We start from the raw sequence: 16,151 nt of genomic DNA on the forward strand, positions 1-16,151 counted from the left end.
ACGCCGGGGTGATCCAAACGACAGGGCCTAGGGCAGCCGCGAGTCCGCTCAGGCCTTCCACGCCCCCGACGCCGCGGCCTCCCGCGCGAAGTCGGCGAAGTCGCGCGGTGGGCGGCCCAGTACCTCGCGGACGTCGTCCGTGACATGGGCGTTGCGGCCGTCCATGAGGGTGTCGAAGACCTCGGTCAGGAGCTCGACCTCCTCGGGCGGCACCCCGAAGCCGGTCAGGGCCTCGCCGTAGGCCCGGGTCGGGACCGGTGTGTACGTGATCCTGCTGCCCGACGCCTCGGCGATCTCCGCGACCGCCTCCCGCCAGGACAGCAGCCGCGGCCCGGTCAGCTCCAGCGTCCGCCCCACATAGCGGTCGCCGGACGTCAGCGCCGCCGTCACCACGTCCGCGATGTCCCGCACGTCGACGAACGGCTCCCGCACCTCGCCCGCCGGGAAGACCAGCTCCCCGTGGACCATCCCCTCCACCAGCGGCCCCTCGCTGAAGTTCTGCGCGAACCACGTCGCCCGTACGATCGTCCAGTCCGCCCCGGACGACATCAGCGCCTCCTCGGTCGGCAACGCCTGGTCCTCACCGCGCGCCGACAGCAGCACCAGCCGCCGCACCCCGAGCCCCACCGCCTCCCGCGCCAGCGCCCCGATGCCCTCGGCCGCCGCCGGGGAGCCCACGTCCGACGGGTACATCAGATACGCCGCGTCCGCGTCCCGCAGGGTCCGCGCCCACGTCGTCGGGTCCTCCCAGTCGAAGCCCCGCGCCCGGGACGCGGCCCGCACCGTGAGCCCCGCCCCGCGCGCCGCTTCCGCCACCCGGCTCCCCGTACGACCCGAGGCCCCGGTCACCACTACCGTCATCCGCTGCGTGTTCGCCGTGTCGGCTGCGTTCTGCGTCATGCCTCAAGTCAACGGCCGCGCGCCCCAACAGCCCATCGCTGAACGGCTCATTCCCATGCGCGGCCGTCTACGCTGACGCCATGGACGCCCTTGCAGGCCTGTTGGAGGGTCCACGCGCGCGTGGCGCCTTCATGATCCGCGCGTGCTTCGAACCGCCCTGGTCCATCCGCGTCGAGGACCGCGCCCCGCTCACCGTCATGGTCATGGTCCGCGGCGACGCCTGGGTGATCCCCGACCAGGGCGACCGAAGCGAGACGGGGGTCCCCCCGGCCGAAGGCCGGGGGAGGATCCGACTGCGGCCCGGCGACCTCGCCATCGCCCGCGGGCCCGGCCCCTACACCTGCGCCGACGACCCCGGCACCGCGCCCCAGGCCCTGATCCTCCCGGGCGCCGAGTGCCGCTACCCAGACGGGCGCTCCCTCAACGGCTCGATGGACCTGGGTGTGCGGACCTGGGGCGACCGGCTCGACGGGTCGGCCGTGATGCTGATCGGCACGTATCTCTGGCAGGGCGAGATCAGTGGGCGGCTGCTGAACGCGTTGCCGCCGCTGCTGTGCCTCACGGCCGACGTGTGGGACTGCCCGCTCACGCCCTGTCTCATGGAGGAGGTCGTCCGCGACGAGCCCGGGCAGGAGGTCGTCCTGGACCGGCTGCTCGACCTGCTGGTCATCGCCGCGCTCCGGGCCTGGTTCTCCCGTCCGGAGGCGGAGGCCCCGGCCTGGTACCGGGCCATGGCCGACCCGGTCGTCGGCCGGGTGCTCCGGCTCGTCCAGGACGACCCGGCCCACCCGTGGACGGTCGCCTCGCTGGCCGGCAAGGCGGGAGTGTCCCGGGCGGCGCTGGCCCGGCGGTTCACGGAGTTGGTGGGGGAGCCGCCGATGACGTATCTCACGGGGTGGCGGTTGGGGCTTGCGGCGGATGCGGTGCGCGGTGGTGGGGAGACGCTGGATGCGATTGCCCGGCAGGTGGGGTATGGCAGCGCGTTTGCGTTGTCCAGTGCGTTCAAGCGGGTTTACGGGGTGAGTCCGCAGGAGTATCGGGGGCGGGGGGTCGTGGGGTAGGGCGGGTTGCCCCGTGGGGGCGTGGGTGCGTTGCGGGCTGCGGATGCGTTGTGGTTGATCGCGCAGTTCCCCGCGCCCCTGGGATGGGTGCCGCGTAGCCTCGTTTGTATGTACACGGAGTGGGGGTCTCAGCTGGCTGGTGCTGTGCTGTGGAGGAAAACCCCTGATGGCACCGGCACCGGGCGGGTGCTGCCCGACGGGTGTATGGATCTGCTCTGGAACGACGGGCGGTTGCTCGTCGCCGGGCCCGACACGCGGGCGTACGTCACCGAGGGGGCGGCGAGGACCTGGGTGGGGCTGCGCTTCCGCCCGGGCACCGCGCCCGCCTTCCTCGGGACGCCGGCATACGAACTGCGCGACCGGCGTGTGGAGTTGACCGAGCTGTGGCCCGCGGCGGAGGTCCGTCGACTACAAGGGCGTGTCGCGGCGGCCGCTGACCCCGCGGCGGTGCTCGAAGAGGTCGCACTGGAACGCGCGACCCCACCGGACCCCCTGCTGGACAGGCTGGTCGGGGCCCTCCACGCCGGGCGCCCGGTCGCCGCCACCGCCGACGAACTCGGCATCGGAGCACGCCAGTTGCACCGAAGGTCACTCGCCGCCTTCGGGTACGGCCCCAAGACGCTCGCCCGGATCCTGCGGCTGCAACGAGCTCTCACGCTGGCCCGGGAGGGCGTGGGCTTCGCCGAGACCGCTGTCCGGACGGGGTTCGCCGATCAGGCTCATCTGGCCCGCGACGTCAAGGAGCTCGCGGGGCTGCCCCTCGGGGAGCTAGTGGGCAGGCGTGGCGGCTAGCGGCGCGAACAGGTCGACGCCGTTGCCGTCCGGGTCCTGCACGGATGCGTACCGCTGGCCCCAGAAGGCGTCCCACGGCTTGAGCTCGCCGTGGTAGCCGGCGCCGACCAGGTCCTCGTACACCGCGTCGACCTCCGTCGGGTCGTCGCAGCGCATCGCCAGGGAGTGACGGCCGCCACCGCTGGGCGGCTGCCACTGCGGGAGGAAGGACCGCACCGTCTCCTCGGTGTCGAGCATCAGGCGTAGTCCGCCCGGGAGTTCGGCCTCGGTGTGGGGCTCGTGCTCGGCGCCGTCGGGGAACGCGAAGCCGAGGCGGCGGTAGAAGGCGACCGAGGCGGCCATGTCGGAGACGACGAGGCCGATGGCATCGAATCGTGGAGTCATGCGGCCACCCTAGGCAGCCGGGCGGCGGCCGGTCTTGAAGGAATCGGACGCCTGCCGGACACCTAGTGGAACGTGACCGGGCCACGCGGCGTGTCCACCGTGAACGAGATCCTCACCGGGCCGGGCGTGAGGTCCAGGTCCGTGCCGAGTGCCGACAGCAGGGGGCGGATCTCGTCCGGGGCGGGGGCGCTCGCGGACAGGGAGAGCAGGGGGGTGACCGGCAGACCGGAGGCGGTGGGGTGAATCGTGGCGCTCCAGTCGATGAGGAAGGGGACGGGGCCGGAGGGGTGGGCGTCGTCGCCGTCGGTGAGCCGCCACTCCAGCAGGGTGCCGTCGGGTCTGCGGCGGCTCATCGTCTGCGCCGCGCCGGGGTCGTACCCCTGGGCCCGGGCGGCCTCGATGGCCGAATCCAGGTCGGGCGGGCTGATCGCCCAGGTGACCGTGCGCGCGGCGGTGAGCCCGTCGACCTCGAAGGGGCGGGGCTGCCCGGGCGCGCACTGCTCGGGATCCGGGCCGATGATCTCCAGATAGCCGGCGCCGCCCAGTGACACGAGATGGTTGCGGGTGCCGAGCCCGATGTGCACGCCGCCCGGTGCGGGGGTCACGCCGGTGCGTCGGGCGAAGTCGGCGACCGTCGCGGACAGGTCGGGGGTCGCGAGGACGAGATGGTCCAGGAGCGCGGGAATGGCGTTCATCGCAGCCGAGGCTACGCAGGGCGGCGCGCGATATGGAACACCTGTGCGCCGGACGGAGGGTGCCGGCTCACTCGTCGTAGACGAGGGTGCCGTCGTCGAGCAGCGTCGGATGGATCTTCATGGGGCCGTAGTCGTCCCTGTCCGAGGGGCGCGGGGTCTCCGGGCCGTCGGGGCCCATGCGGAGCAGGCGCTCGGTGCGGCAGATCCGGAAGACCCGGCCCTCCACACGGGCCTCGTCGGCGCGTTCGAGAGCCCGGAACTCCTCGGCCGCCTTGGCGTACACGGCTTTCTTCTCGTCGTCGAACCGGTACAGCATGGGCCACATCTCGCCCAGCGCGTCGTACAGCGCGCGCCGGGCGTCATGCGGGGTGGACTGGAGAGCGAGGGCCGGCTCCCAGCCGGTGCGTTCCCGCTCGACCACGCCGAAGCACGTGGGCAGCAGCACGATCCCCGGATGCGAGAGCGCCGCCCGTTCCGAGTCACGGCGTACCAGGGCGGGGAACCGCATGCCCTGGTACGCGAAGTCCCGCAGCGCCGCCCGCAGGGCGCCCGCCATCGGGCCGTCGCTCGTGGGATCCGGGTCCAGGACGAAGTCCAGGTCGGGGGAGGGGGAGTGGTCGGCGCGTGGATCCCAGGTCCGTTCGGCGGGCTCAGGGTCGGTGGGCCTGGGCGGCTCCAGCGCGTTCTGGTCGTCGCAGCGCGAGAACTCGTCCCCGCGCACGATCCGGTACCGCGCCCCGCACACCTCGACCTCGTTCACCGGCTCCCGGCTCAACACGTCCACGGCGGCGAGCAGTTCACGCCGTACGGCCGGATCGTCGGTGTCGTCCTTCGCGCGGAACCACAGACAGGTGTTCAGCGCGTCCCGGCACATCTGCGGCATGCCGTCCACGACCGGCTTCAACACCCGCCACTCGGGCCCCACCGCCGGATCCTGCACGGCGACCCCGAACACCGGCCCCCGCAGGGCGAACCCGGGATACAGCACAGAGGCCTCCACCGCGTCGGCCTCCCGCACCCAGGCGGCGGGGTCGTCGCGCCGGACCAACTCCTCGTGGAGCGCGTGGATCTGTCGCTGCCAGTCATGGTTCATGCACGCATTGTTGCGGGGCGTCGTCGGCCCGTGTGGGTGAACCGGTCCAACAACCAGGGTTGTTGGACCCGCGAGCAGCCACGGCGCGCGCGGCGCTCGTCGCCCGCGGCATCACCGTCGGTCGGCGAGGTCGGGGAGCTGCTTGTACAGCAGCTCCCCGACCATCTCGGCGGTGATCCCGATCTCGGTGGGGCATGCGGAGCGACGGTGGGCCGGCGGCCGTTCACGGCCGCCGGCACGGGGTCAGGAGGCCGGCAGCCGCCTGCGGAGCGCGCGGAACTGGGGGCCGTAGGTGCCGGGGACGTACAGGTTCGGGGTCTCCATCAGTTCCACGGCGGGCCGCTCCAGGCCGCGCATGGCGTGGATGGCCGCGCCCAGGGTGCGGTGGCCGCCGCCCGCCCAGGCCGCGTCGAGGGTGTCCAGCACGGTGCTGTAGGTGGCGTCGAAGTGGTGCAGGAGCTGCCGCACCCGGGCCGGCGGGTTGGGCCAGCCGCCGACGGGGATCGGGGCCATCGGGCGTACGTCGGGGAAGGGCACGGGCGCGCCGACGTACTGCCAGCCGTGTTCGGTGTGACGCAGCTCCCGGCCGTGGTAGATCTCGCCGAAGGCGTAGTAGTGCGCCGGGTGGTCGTCCTCGAAGGAAGCCGACGGTGAGCTGGTGGTGCCCTCGCCCTGCTCCATGATGATCGCGACGGCCTGCTCGACGTGGTCGAGGTTCTCGATCGGCGACAGGTCGTCGGAGAAGACGTACTGCGACAGCTGCCCCCGCGCCGACAGTTCCGGCCGCACCGTCCGGAACGCCCCCAGCAGCCCCTCGTAGAACTCGCCGACGGTGGGGGAGGCCTGCGCGCTGCGGACGAGCGACTCCTCGGGGGCCTCGATCGCCATCATCACATCGCGTACGTAGGCCTTGGTCAGGCCCGACAGGTAGACGGTCACGCCGGCCCGGACACCGCCGGGCAGCGGGCCGGGGTAGACGGGCGCGGCGGCCTTGATCTGCGGCCTTCCGCCCACCGCCACAAGCAGGTTGCAGACGATGCCCAGGTGGTACATCTCGTCGCCGACGATGCGCTGGATCAGTCTCGCGACCTCGGTGCGGCGGTCCTTGACGGACCACAGACCGCAGAAGTACGGCGGGATGGTGGCGAGTTCGAGTGCCACGGCTACCTGAAGGGCCGACCTGATCCAGTTGACCCCGCGGCTGTCCGCGGGAACGGCCAGCAGCCGTGCCACGGACCCGACGGCGGGCGCCGCGGCCACACCGCCCGTCGTCGGCCCGGCAGCCTGCGCGGGACCGGCGACCGCGACCACGGCCGGCGCGCCGCTCGCCAGCGCGGCCGACGCCAGGAAACTCCTGCGCCTGAACGGGGCAACCGCCTGACCGTCCGGATCTTCGCTCATACCCGTGCCTCTCGACTCTCGCCTCAGCTGATGGCCATGGCCCCGCCTCGGCTCGATGCCCCCGGGACCCTCGGACAGCTCGCGAAGCTAGCAACGATCACCGCCGCCACCAGGGCAGACGGGCCGGTCGGCGCATCAACCACCCTGTCGGTCCAACGCGATCAGGGCCGGCGCCGCACGCCGGAACCGCTCAGTGAGCTCGGGTGCCGAGGGCGCTGTCACCGGTCTCGCGCACCGCGATGCGGGCGAGTTTCGTCAGCATCATGCCGTTGCGGATCCGGACGAGATAGTCGACGGGAAGCCCGTGCATCCGGATGCCGGGGCCGCGCAGGGCATGCCAGTCGAGAGTGAAGAGGGTGTTCTCGCCCCACGGGATCAGCCGCATGGCGATACGGGCCGCGCCGAAGGGATCCGCCTTCGCCTCCAGCTCCAGCCGGCGTTGCGGTTCGCAGATCCGCACGACGCAGGTGTCGTCGAGGACCAGCGGCCCGACCCCGACCCGGACCTGGAGACGGGCGCCCACGTCGGGCCAGTGCGGGTCCGCTTCGAGAACCTGCTGCGTTCCCGACACCCACTCCCCGTAGCGATGGCCTTCGGACAGCAGCCCCCAGACCTTCGACGGGGAGCTCAGGATCAGACGCCGGTTCCGGGCCACAACGACCACTCCTTCCGGACGATCCCGACCTGCTCGACTCGCCGAACACGGCCCTTCGGCGCCAGGGGGTGTTGTGAAAGTCCCGCACAGCACCCACGGCGCCCGGCACGCACCCTCGCCGCACCGGCTGCGACACCAGCCGCTGCCGCGGCGGGCGCGGGCACCGCACGTGACCATCACAACACCCCCTGGCCGACCCGCGCACCCCCAGCGCCCGTAGCCGTGAACCGCCCGGCCAACCAGGTGAGGCTTCAGCGGGACAGCCCGCGTGGCGCGGCCGTGCTCGCCCGTTCCACCAAGCGCGTCGACAGCTCCGTCCGCGTGCTCTCCGGCCGCTCCCCCTCCATCATCCGCACCAGCAGCCGCAGCGCCGTCGCCGCCATCTCCGACAGCGGCTGACGCACCGTGGTCAGGGCCGGGGCGATCCAGCGGGCCTCCGGCAGATCGTCGAAGCCCACGACGCTCATGTCGTCCGGCACGCTCAGTCCCCGTTCCGCCAGCGCCTCGTAGACGCCGAGGGCCATCCGGTCCGAGCAGACGAAGACGGCGGTCGGCGGTTCGGGCAGCTCGAGGAGTTCCAGCATCCGGCGCCGGGCGACACCCTCGTCGAAGCTCGCGTGCCGCACGTAGTCGGGACGGTGCCGCACGCCGGCCGACGCGAGCGCCGAGCGGTACCCGGCGACCCGGGCGGTGCTGCACATCTTGCGCTGGTGACCGGCGATGACCGCGATCCGCTGATGGCCCAGCGCCAGCAGATGCTCGGTCGCGGTCACACCGCCGTGCCAGTTCGCCGCGCCCACCGACACCACGCCCGGCGGCGGCTCCAGTACCGGGTCGATCATCACGAACGGGATGCGGTGCTGCTCCAGCCAGGCGTACTGGGACGCCGTCAGCTCGGCCAGGTTGAACAGCACCCCGGACGAGCCGCGCGCGGTGAGCTTGTCCAGCCAGCCCCGCTCCGGGCGCCCGCCCCGGGTCCGGGTCAGCCCGGCCGAGACCACCACCTCGAGACCCGCGTCGTGTGCCGCCGCCTCCACACCGTGCAGCACCGCACCCGACCACGAGGTGTCCAGCGAATGCACGACCAGATCGACCAGCCCGGGGGTCTTCGCCGCGTCGAAGCGCGGTCTGCGGACATAGCCCAGCCGGTCCAGGGCCTCGGTGACCCGGCGGCGGGTCTCCGGGGCCACGTCCTCCCGGCCGTTGACCACCTTGGACGCGGTCGGCACGGACACCCCGGCCTCACGGGCCACGACGGCCAGGGTCGGTCCGGCGGTCACGCTCGCTCCGCCCGTACGGACCATCGGGAACCACCTCTCCGGCCCGCCCGAGGGCCATGAAAAGTTTCGACCAGCGCGGAAACAGTAAGCGCTTCCTACCCTAGGTTCGCCGCAATGAGTCCGGAAGAGGCCGGAGATCGCAGGTCTGCCAGGTCCGCGACTTTCGAAACTTCGAACGCGTCCCGGGCTACCAGCAGGTGAGGCGTCCCACTCGATGTACGCCAAGTAGCCGTGCACGCCCCGTAGCGGGGTACGCCGAACAGCCCTCACACCCGCTCGTGCACCGGAATATCGGGCCACAATGAGTTGCTCTGATCTTCACGGTGCACGAGCGCGGTGAGGAGGCTGGTGGACGGATGACAGCAGTCCAGGCAGACCCCGTGGTGAGCACGCCCTACGGTGCTGTACGGGGCCGGTACGAACAGGGCGTCGCGGTGTTCCGCGGCATCCCCTACGCGGCGCCCCCGTTCGGCCCGCGCAGATTCCGGCCGCCCGAGCCGCCGGAGCCCTGGGACGGTGTGCGCGAGGCCGCGGCCTTCGGGCCGACCCCGCCGAAACCGCCGTACTCCGAGGCCTTCGCACAGTACCTGTCCGACCCCGTCGTGCCCGGCGACGACTGTCTCAACCTCAACGTCTGGACCCCCGAACCCGCCCCGGGCGCCCGGCTGCCGGTCATGGTGTGGCTGCACGGCGGCGCCCTGACCCGCGGCACCGCGGGCATGCCCGTGTACGACGGCCGGACCTTCGCCCGCGACGGCGTCGTCCTGGTCTCGGTCAACTACCGGCTGGGCGTCGAGGGCTACGGCTACTTCCCGGACGCCCCCGCCAACCCCGGCCTGCGCGACCAGCTCGCCGCCCTGGAGTGGGTGCACGAGTCCATCGAGGCCTTCGGCGGCGACCCCGGCCGCATCACCCTGTTCGGCCAGTCCGCCGGCGCGATCAGCATCGGCGCGCTGCTCGCCGCCCCACCCGCCCAGGGACTGGTCCAGCGGGCGATTCTCCAGAGCGGGCCGCCCGAGACCGCCGACCGGGACAAGGTACGGCGGATGGTGCGCCGCATGGCCACCCGGCTGAAGATCCCCGGCACCGCCGCCGCCTTCGCGGACGTCGACCGTGAGCTGCTGCTGCGCACCCAGGCCGAGGTCGGCCGGCTGAGCAGCCCCGTGGTGGGCGGGCCCGCCTTCGGGATCGTCGTCGACGGCGACATCGTGCCCCGCGATCCCCTCGCGGCGATCACGGAGGGTGACGCCGCGGTCGGTGTCGACCTGATGATGGGCTGGACCCGGGACGAGTACCGGCTGTGGCTGGTGCCCGGCGGGCTGCTGGAGCGCGTCGACCGGCTCGGCGCGGTCGCCCTGGCCGGCGCCATGGCCCGCTGCCACGCCGGCGCCGACATCCCGCGCGGCTACCGCACCCTGCACCCGGAGGCCGGCACCGCCGAGATCGTCGGCCAGATGGTCACCGACCACCTGCTGCGCATCCCCCTGCACCACCTGGCCGACGCCTGCCCCGGGTCGTCGTACGTGTACGAGTTCGCCTGGCCCTCCACCCTCCCCGACCTCGGCTCCTGCCACGCGCTGGAGCTCGGCTTCGTCTTCGACACCGGCGACGTCCCCGAGTCCCGCAAGCTGGCCGGCGACGGCGCCCCGCGGGAGCTCGCCGACGAGATGCACCGGGCGTGGGTCCGGTTCGCGGTCGACGGCGACCCGGGGTGGCAGCCCTGGGACGACTCGCATCCGGTGCGGATCTTCGGCGACGGCGAGACCCGTACCGCGCACGGACCGCGCGACGCCGAGCTCGCCCTGTGGGCCGCCGCGCCCACACCCCCGCAACCCCCACCCGCCCCTGCCCCGGCCCTCGGCCCGGCCGGGCGCGGTGCGGAACTGCGGGCGGTGGTACGACGTCTGCGGTTGCCGGGAGCGGTGCGCCGGCCCTAGGGGTACTGATTCGCATACGGCTCGGGCGGCGCTATCCGCCGAGCCGCGCCACAGAGTCCCGTACCACCACATGCGTACCCGACAACAAATGCTCTGCCGGCGTCTTTGCGGTTGGAGGCCGGCAGTGGGGTGGGGGAGTCGACAGGCGTTATGGCTTCAATGCCCTCGCGATCCCCGCGACCGCGTCCGGCCCGACCCGGCAGCATCCCCCGATCAGCCCCGCCCCGGACGCGTGCCACCCCAGGACCTCTTCCGGGGTGAAGGAGGAACGGCCGTTCCACGCCCGCGCCTCGGCGTCCCAGGCCTCCCCGCTGTTCGGGTAGACGACGACCGGCTTACCGGTGACCCGGGCGGCGATCTCGACGGCGCCCTCGACGTCCTGCGGCGCGCAGCAGTTCACGCCCACCGCGATCACCTCGTCCGCGTCGGCGGCCAGGGCGAAGGCCTCCTCCAAAGGCTGCCCGGCGCGGGTGCGCTCCCCGGTGACGGAGTACGACAGCCAGGCCGGCACACCCAGCCCGCGCACCGCCCTCAGCAGCGCCTCGGCCTCGTCGGCGTCCGGAACCGTCTCCAGCGCCAGCACGTCGGGACGGGCGCCGGCCAGCACCTCCAGCCGGGGCCGGTGGAAGCGCTCCAGCTCGTCCACACTCAGCCCGTACCGCCCCCGGTACTCGGAGCCGTCCGCCAGCATCGCCCCGTACGGCCCGACCGAGGCGGCCACCCACAGCGGCCGCGTGACACCCCTGCCCTGTGCCTGCCGGGCCGCCTCGCGCGCCAACTCCACGCTCAGGGCGAGTAGTTCGGCCGCACGTTCCGGCCCGATCCCGCGCTTGGCGAAGCCCTCGAAGGTGGCCTGGTAACTCGACGTGATCGCCACGTCCGCCCCCGCCTCGAAGTAGGCGAGATGCGCCTCGGTGATCGCCTCGGGCCGCTCCGCGAGCAGCCGCGCCGACCACAGCTCGTCACTCAGATCGTGCCCGGCGGACTCCAGCTGGTTGGACATACCGCCGTCGAGCACAACGGGTCCGGTGGCGAGGGCTTCGGCGAGGGTGATGGTGCTGGTCATGGTGACGACGGTAGTCGAGCCGGGAAGGGTGACCGGCATGTGGGACACCCCGGGGCGTCCCTACGCCGCGTGCCGCCCACCCCGCCGCCGCCCGCGCCCCCGCCCGAACCTCGTCGCCGGGACCGCGAGCCCGATGAGCAGGCCCGCGCCCAGGACGTACGGCCACCAGCCGAGACCGCTGCTCGCGTTGCGGGAGTCGGGGGAGGCGAGGGTGTCGGCCGCTGTGCGGGGGGTGTCCGAGCCGGGGGAGGGGGTGGAGGTGACGGCGGTCAGGACGACGTCGTTGCCGTCGCCGCCCCGGTAGCTGATGCGGTAGGTGGTGTCGTCCAGCTGGAGTTTCCCGCCCTCCTTGAGGCCGGTGAAGGTGCCGGACGTCTTCGAGCGGCCCCGGTGGTCGAGGACCGTGATCTTCCGGGGCGGTGCGGTCGCGGCGGAGGCCAGGTCCAGGCCACCGGCCAGGCGGACGGCGCCCGTCACCTTCAACGGGCTGTCGCGCAGCACCAGTTCGCCCTTCGCCGACTGGGTGTAGTCGCCGGAGACGGTCAGGCCGCTCGCGACCACGCCGTCGTTCGTCACCGCTCCCCGCACGGTGCCCTTGCCGGTCAGTGTCCTGCCCGTGCCCACGCGCAGTCCCGAAGGGCCCGCGTCCAGGCGGGACTGCGGCGACGTGAGCCGGATCGCCTTGCTGCGGGCGAGCGTCGCGCCGTCGCGCAGGGCGAGGGTGCCCCGCTTGACCGTGGTCGTGCCGGTGTACGTCACCGCGCTGCCAGTCAGGGTCGTCGTGGCGGACCCCGCCTGGGTGAGCGAGCCGCTGCCGCTGATGCGGGACAGCGACAAGGGCTTGCCGGTGTTGTTCAGAACCAGCGAGCCGTCGTTGACGACCTTGTAGAGGCCGCCCCGCGTGTAGAGCCCGCCGTCGCCGCCCGGCTTGCCGCTGCCCAGTCGCAGCACAGCACCCTTCTCGACGGTCGTCGAGCCGTCGTAGTACTGCACGGCGGCGAAGGTGACGTCGTTGCCCTTCGTTCCCTTGATGACGATGTCCCCGGCGCCGGGCGCGGACAGTGTGTCGTGGAACACCCCGCCGCCGATGGGGGCGCCCAGCGTCACCGGTCCGTTGTAGTCGAACGTCAGCAGCGAGCGGAAGCGGGCCGCGAGGAGGTTGATGTAGACGGTCTCCGCCGTGCCCGGCATGAAGATCTTGTTCGTGGTGCCGTCGCCCCACTGGACGTTCGCGCCCTTGATGTTGGTGCCGCGCTTGTTGATGTTCTTGCGCGCGGGCGTCCAGTTCAGGGCCGGGTCGCTGAGCGAGGGATTGGTGTCGCCGCCCTGGTTCGACCAGCTGTACTGGCCCGTCAGGATCACCTTGCTGCCCGGCCGGGACTGGACGTTGATGTCGCTGCCGTACTCGCGCTGGTAGAAGTCCATGCGCTGGGTGACGGTCTGGCCGAGAGGCGTGTCCACGGTCCAGGTGCCCTGGTTGAGGACCTTGCGCACGTTCGGCAGCGAGGTGGCGAACTCCGGCGCACCGGCGTGGAGCTGCGTGCCGTTGTCGATCACCCCGGAGAAGGAGTGGGTGCCCGACAGGGGCCAGTTGCCCCAGAGGAAGCGCTGCTGCGTGATCAGACCGGAGCCGCTGATCGTGCCCAGGTTGTAGGCGCTCGTCATCGACAGCCGCAGGGTGCCGTCGACCCGGATGTTGTCCTGGTTCAGCCGGAACGCCGGGGTGTTGTACGGGAAGTGCCCGATCAGCCCGGTCTTGCCGCCGTTGCCGTACTGCAAGGTCGCCCCGCGCTCCACCGTGATCGCCGGCGGGTCCGCGGCGGTCGTGGTGACGTACGGGTGGTTGCCGCCGAGGACGCTCACCTTCTGCCGCTGCCGGGACTTCGGCAGGGTGAAGTCGCTGTCCTTGGTCAGGATCAGGGTTCCGGTGCCGCGCACGGTGAGCGTGCCCTCGCCGCGGAAGACGCCGTCGTACGTCGTCGTCCCCGACGGCACGGTGACCACCGTGTCGCCGCTGAGCGTCACGTCCCGGTCCGCGAGGACGTCGGCGGTCACGTCCCGGCCGGCGGCGGCCGCCGGGGGAGCGGCCAGGGTCAGGGCGGCCAACGCCGCGAGGGCGCCGGCGGCCGCTGCTGTCTTGTGGGTATGGCTGTGCACGTTATCGGAGACGGGTGACCAGGGCGCGGATAACAGAAAATCGCGGCTCCTCGGAAAGCGCTCTCCCCGTCAGGTCGAACCCGTTGACCTCCTCGTTCCACACCCTTACCTTTTCGGCGTTCGCAATGACAGATCATGTCCGCCATGTCGAACAACTCCCCCTCGAAAACTCCCCCCTCCGAGAACCCGAGAGGCAGTCCGCATGAGCCGCGCAGACGACCTGCCCCACCTCCCCCCAAGCCCTCAAACCCCCAGCCGCAGACTGCTGCTGAAGGGCGCCGCAGCCGCCGGCGCCCTGACCGCCGTGTCGGCCCTCCCCGGTGTCGCCCAGGCCGCGCCCGCGAAGGCAGCCCCCTACATGAACCCTCTCGTCCAGCAGCGCGCCGACCCCCACATCAACCGCCACACCGACGGCTCCTACTACTTCACGGCCACCGCCCCCGAGTACGACCGCATCATCCTGCGCCGCTCCCGCACCCTGAACGGCCTGACCACGGCCGCCGAGTCGGTCATCTGGCGGGCCCACGCCACCGGCGACATGGGCGCGCACATCTGGGCGCCGGAGCTGCACCGCATCGGCGGCAAGTGGTACATCTACTTCGCCGCCGCGCCCGCCGAGGACGTGTGGAAGATCCGGATCTGGGTCCTGGAGAACTCCCACCCCGACCCCTTCAAGGGCACCTGGGTGGAGCGCGGCCAGGTCAGGACGGCCTGGGAGACCTTCTCCCTGGACGCCACCACCTTCACCCACCGCGGCACCCGCTACCTCTGCTGGGCGCAGCACGAACCCGGGCTGGACAACAACACCGGGCTCTTCCTCTCCGAGATGGCGAACCCCTGGACCCTGAAGGGCCCTCAGATCCGGCTGTCGACCCCGGAGTACGACTGGGAGTGCGTCGGCTTCAAGGTCAACGAGGGCCCGTACGCCCTCAAGCGCAACGGCCGGATCTTCCTCACCTACTCGGCCTCCGCCACCGACCACCACTACTGCGTCGGCATGCTCACCGTCGACGCCGACGCCGACCTCATGAACCCGGCCAGCTGGAGCAAGTCCCCGACCCCCGTCTTCACCAGCAACGACACCACCCAGCAGTACGGCCCCGGCCACAACTGCTTCACCGTCGCCGAGGACGGCCGCAGCGACGTCCTCGTCTACCACGCCCGCCAGTACAAGGAGATCGTCGGCGACCCGCTGAACGACCCCAACCGCCACACCCGCATCCAGAAGCTCGGCTGGAACCCCGACGGCACCCCGGACTTCGGCATACCCGTGGCCGACGCCACCGCCGCGGCCGTGAAGGAGAGTGCCTGATGCCGAGACGTGCGTACGCGGTTCTGCTCGCCCTCTGTCTGGCCCTGGCCGGCGCCCTCGCCACCGCGGGACCGGCTCAGGCGGCACCCCGGACCATCACCAACGGCACCCAGTTCACCGACACCTCGGGCAACCCCGTGCACGCTCACGGCGGCGGTGTCATCAAGGTCGGCTCCTACTACTACTGGTTCGGCGAGCACCGCAACGCCGACAACACCTTCCGGTACGTGGACGCCTACCGCTCCACCGACCTGAAGAACTGGGAGTTCAGGAACCACGTCCTGACCCAGTCGAGCGCCGCCGAGCTGGCCACCGCCAACATCGAGCGCCCGAAGGTCATGTACAACGCCTCCACCGGCAAGTTCGTCATGTGGATGCACAAGGAGAACGGCACCGACTACAGCGAGGCCCGCGCCGCGGTCGCCGTCTCCGACACCGTCGACGGCGACTACACCTGGCAGGGCAGCTTCCGCCCGCTCGGCCAGCACATGTCCCGTGACATCACGGTCTTCGTCGACACCGAAGGCACCGGTTACATGGTCTCCGCCGCCCGCGAGAACTACGACCTCCAGATCTACCGCCTGACCGACGACTACACGGGCATCGCCGCCCTCGTCGCGGACCCCTGGCACGGCGGCCACCGCGAGGCCCCCGCCCTGTTCAAGCGGAACGGCGTCTACTTCATGCTGACGTCCGGCGCGACCGGCTGGAACCCCAACCAGCAGCAGTACGCCACGGCCACCGACATCGCCGGACCGTGGACCGCGATGAAGAACATCGGCGACTCCACCACCTACGGCTCGCAGACCGCGTACGTCCTCCCGGTGCAGGGCACTTCGACCACCTCGTACCTCTACCTGGGCGACCGCTGGGGCAACTCCTTCGGCGGCACCGTCAACGACTCCCGCTACGTCTGGCTGCCGCTTACCTTCCCCTCCTCGACCTCGATGTCCATGTCCTGGTCCCCTGAGGTCACCATCGACACGGCCACCGGCTCGATCAGCGGGACGAGCGCCACGTACAACACGCTCGTCGCGCGGCACAGCGGCAGGTGCGCCGATGTCACCAGCCAGTCGCTGTGGGCCGGCGCCCAGATCAAGCAGTACGACTGCAACGGCGGCAACAACCAGAAGTACTGGTTCAAGCCCGTCGGCAGCGGCTACTACCAGCTGATGGTCAGGAACAGCTCCCTGTGCGTGCAGGAGAACGCGAGCACGGTCACCCAGGAGAACTGCAACGGCTCATCGACCGGCCAGCAGTGGTCGCTCACCACCACCGGCTCGTACGTGAACATCAAGTCCCGCGCGACCGGGGAGTGCCTGGACGTGAACGGCGCGTCCACCGCCAACGCCGCCGCGATCATCACGTACACGTGCAATGGCGCGACGAACCAGCAGTGGACGCGCGGAACATGAGGT

General features: G+C 71.7%; 14 protein-coding genes. 5 read left to right on the forward strand and 9 right to left on the reverse strand.

Features of this window, described 5'->3' with window-relative positions:
• Window positions 1-48: 48 nt before the first annotated feature.
• Window positions 49-900 (reverse strand): NAD(P)H-binding protein, encoded by an 852-nt coding sequence (locus KUM44_RS32880; RefSeq protein WP_217213400.1) that lies wholly within the window; start codon window positions 898-900, stop codon window positions 49-51.
• A gap of 80 nt (window positions 901-980) precedes the next feature.
• On the opposite strand from KUM44_RS32880, the gene KUM44_RS32885 reads away from it, so the two are divergent.
• On the forward strand, window positions 981-1,961 hold the full coding sequence (locus KUM44_RS32885) for an AraC family transcriptional regulator (RefSeq protein WP_217213401.1): 981 nt from the start codon (window positions 981-983) through the stop codon (window positions 1,959-1,961).
• Window positions 1,962-2,069: 108 nt separating this feature from the next.
• Window positions 2,070-2,753, forward strand: coding sequence for a helix-turn-helix domain-containing protein (locus KUM44_RS32890; protein WP_217213402.1), 684 nt, complete (start codon window positions 2,070-2,072; stop codon window positions 2,751-2,753).
• On the opposite strand, the gene KUM44_RS32895 is transcribed toward KUM44_RS32890, so the two are convergent.
• The 6 genes from KUM44_RS32895 to KUM44_RS32920 all read right to left on the reverse strand — a co-directional run bounded on the left by KUM44_RS32895 (window position 2,730) and on the right by KUM44_RS32920 (window position 8,285).
• On the reverse strand, window positions 2,730-3,137 hold the full coding sequence (locus tag KUM44_RS32895) for a VOC family protein (protein WP_217213403.1): 408 nt from the start codon (window positions 3,135-3,137) through the stop codon (window positions 2,730-2,732). The genes KUM44_RS32890 and KUM44_RS32895 overlap by 24 nt on opposite strands.
• A gap of 62 nt (window positions 3,138-3,199) precedes the next feature.
• Window positions 3,200-3,832 carry a VOC family protein gene (locus KUM44_RS32900; RefSeq protein ID WP_217213404.1) on the reverse strand — a complete coding sequence of 211 codons (633 nt, stop codon included), beginning with the start codon at window positions 3,830-3,832 and terminating at the stop codon, window positions 3,200-3,202.
• A gap of 67 nt (window positions 3,833-3,899) precedes the next feature.
• Complete coding sequence (locus KUM44_RS32905) at window positions 3,900-4,925, reverse strand: DUF5954 family protein (protein ID WP_217213405.1); 1,026 nt, start codon at window positions 4,923-4,925, stop codon at window positions 3,900-3,902.
• Between the two features lie 243 nt (window positions 4,926-5,168).
• A complete protein-coding gene (locus KUM44_RS32910; RefSeq protein ID WP_217213406.1) occupies window positions 5,169-6,326 on the reverse strand; it encodes a ferritin-like protein in 1,158 nt (385 codons plus the stop codon).
• 190 nt (window positions 6,327-6,516) lie between these two features.
• Window positions 6,517-6,981, reverse strand: a complete 465-nt coding sequence (locus KUM44_RS32915) for an SRPBCC family protein (RefSeq protein ID WP_217213407.1) — start codon at window positions 6,979-6,981, stop codon at window positions 6,517-6,519.
• Between the two features lie 251 nt (window positions 6,982-7,232).
• The gene (locus KUM44_RS32920) at window positions 7,233-8,285 is read right to left on the reverse strand and encodes a LacI family DNA-binding transcriptional regulator (protein ID WP_217213408.1); all 1,053 of its coding nucleotides are present in this window, start codon (window positions 8,283-8,285) and stop codon (window positions 7,233-7,235) included.
• Window positions 8,286-8,617: 332 nt separating this feature from the next.
• Between KUM44_RS32920 and KUM44_RS32925 the strand changes: the two genes are divergently transcribed.
• Entirely contained in the window at window positions 8,618-10,198 is a 1,581-nt protein-coding gene (locus KUM44_RS32925) for a carboxylesterase/lipase family protein (protein ID WP_217213409.1), read from the forward strand.
• A 148-nt stretch (window positions 10,199-10,346) separates the two neighbouring features.
• Here the strand turns inward: KUM44_RS32925 and mmuM are convergent, their stop codons facing one another.
• Together mmuM and KUM44_RS32935 are read right to left on the reverse strand one after the other, a co-directional pair.
• Window positions 10,347-11,264, reverse strand: coding sequence for a homocysteine S-methyltransferase (mmuM, locus tag KUM44_RS32930; protein ID WP_217213410.1), 918 nt, complete (start codon window positions 11,262-11,264; stop codon window positions 10,347-10,349).
• Window positions 11,265-11,324: 60 nt separating this feature from the next.
• Window positions 11,325-13,421: an autotransporter gene (locus KUM44_RS32935; RefSeq protein ID WP_217213411.1), complete on the reverse strand. Its 2,097-nt coding sequence runs from the start codon at window positions 13,419-13,421 to the stop codon at window positions 11,325-11,327.
• Window positions 13,422-13,623: 202 nt separating this feature from the next.
• Between KUM44_RS32935 and KUM44_RS32940 the strand changes: the two genes are divergently transcribed.
• Together KUM44_RS32940 and KUM44_RS32945 are read left to right on the forward strand one after the other, a co-directional pair.
• Window positions 13,624-14,733, forward strand: a complete 1,110-nt coding sequence (locus tag KUM44_RS32940) for a glycoside hydrolase family 43 protein (RefSeq protein ID WP_217213412.1) — start codon at window positions 13,624-13,626, stop codon at window positions 14,731-14,733.
• A complete protein-coding gene (locus KUM44_RS32945; RefSeq protein ID WP_217213413.1) occupies window positions 14,733-16,148 on the forward strand; it encodes an RICIN domain-containing protein in 1,416 nt (471 codons plus the stop codon). The genes KUM44_RS32940 and KUM44_RS32945 overlap by 1 nt, the downstream gene beginning before the upstream one ends.
• Window positions 16,149-16,151: the final 3 nt, after the last annotated feature.

This window comes from Streptomyces sp. AC550_RSS872, assembly GCF_019049285.1.
In the GTDB taxonomy this organism is placed as follows: domain Bacteria; phylum Actinomycetota; class Actinomycetes; order Streptomycetales; family Streptomycetaceae; genus Streptomyces.

Bases quoted from the DNA above. Each gene is read 5' to 3' on its own strand.
- KUM44_RS32925 (WP_217213409.1), top strand. From the start codon at position 8,618: ATGACAGCAGTCCAGGCAGACCCCGTGGTGAGCACGCCCTACGGTGCT.
- KUM44_RS32905 (WP_217213405.1), bottom strand. From the start codon at position 4,925: ATGAACCATGACTGGCAGCGACAGATCCACGCGCTCCACGAGGAGTTG.
- KUM44_RS32895 (WP_217213403.1), bottom strand. From the start codon at position 3,137: ATGACTCCACGATTCGATGCCATCGGCCTCGTCGTCTCCGACATGGCC.
- KUM44_RS32880 (WP_217213400.1), bottom strand. From the start codon at position 900: ATGACGCAGAACGCAGCCGACACGGCGAACACGCAGCGGATGACGGTA.
- KUM44_RS32910 (WP_217213406.1), bottom strand. From the start codon at position 6,326: ATGAGCGAAGATCCGGACGGTCAGGCGGTTGCCCCGTTCAGGCGCAGG.
- KUM44_RS32945 (WP_217213413.1), top strand. From the start codon at position 14,733: ATGCCGAGACGTGCGTACGCGGTTCTGCTCGCCCTCTGTCTGGCCCTG.
- mmuM (WP_217213410.1), bottom strand. From the start codon at position 11,264: ATGACCAGCACCATCACCCTCGCCGAAGCCCTCGCCACCGGACCCGTT.
- KUM44_RS32890 (WP_217213402.1), top strand. From the start codon at position 2,070: ATGTACACGGAGTGGGGGTCTCAGCTGGCTGGTGCTGTGCTGTGGAGG.
- KUM44_RS32900 (WP_217213404.1), bottom strand. From the start codon at position 3,832: ATGAACGCCATTCCCGCGCTCCTGGACCATCTCGTCCTCGCGACCCCC.
- KUM44_RS32885 (WP_217213401.1), top strand. From the start codon at position 981: ATGGACGCCCTTGCAGGCCTGTTGGAGGGTCCACGCGCGCGTGGCGCC.
- KUM44_RS32940 (WP_217213412.1), top strand. From the start codon at position 13,624: ATGAGCCGCGCAGACGACCTGCCCCACCTCCCCCCAAGCCCTCAAACC.
- KUM44_RS32920 (WP_217213408.1), bottom strand. From the start codon at position 8,285: ATGGTCCGTACGGGCGGAGCGAGCGTGACCGCCGGACCGACCCTGGCC.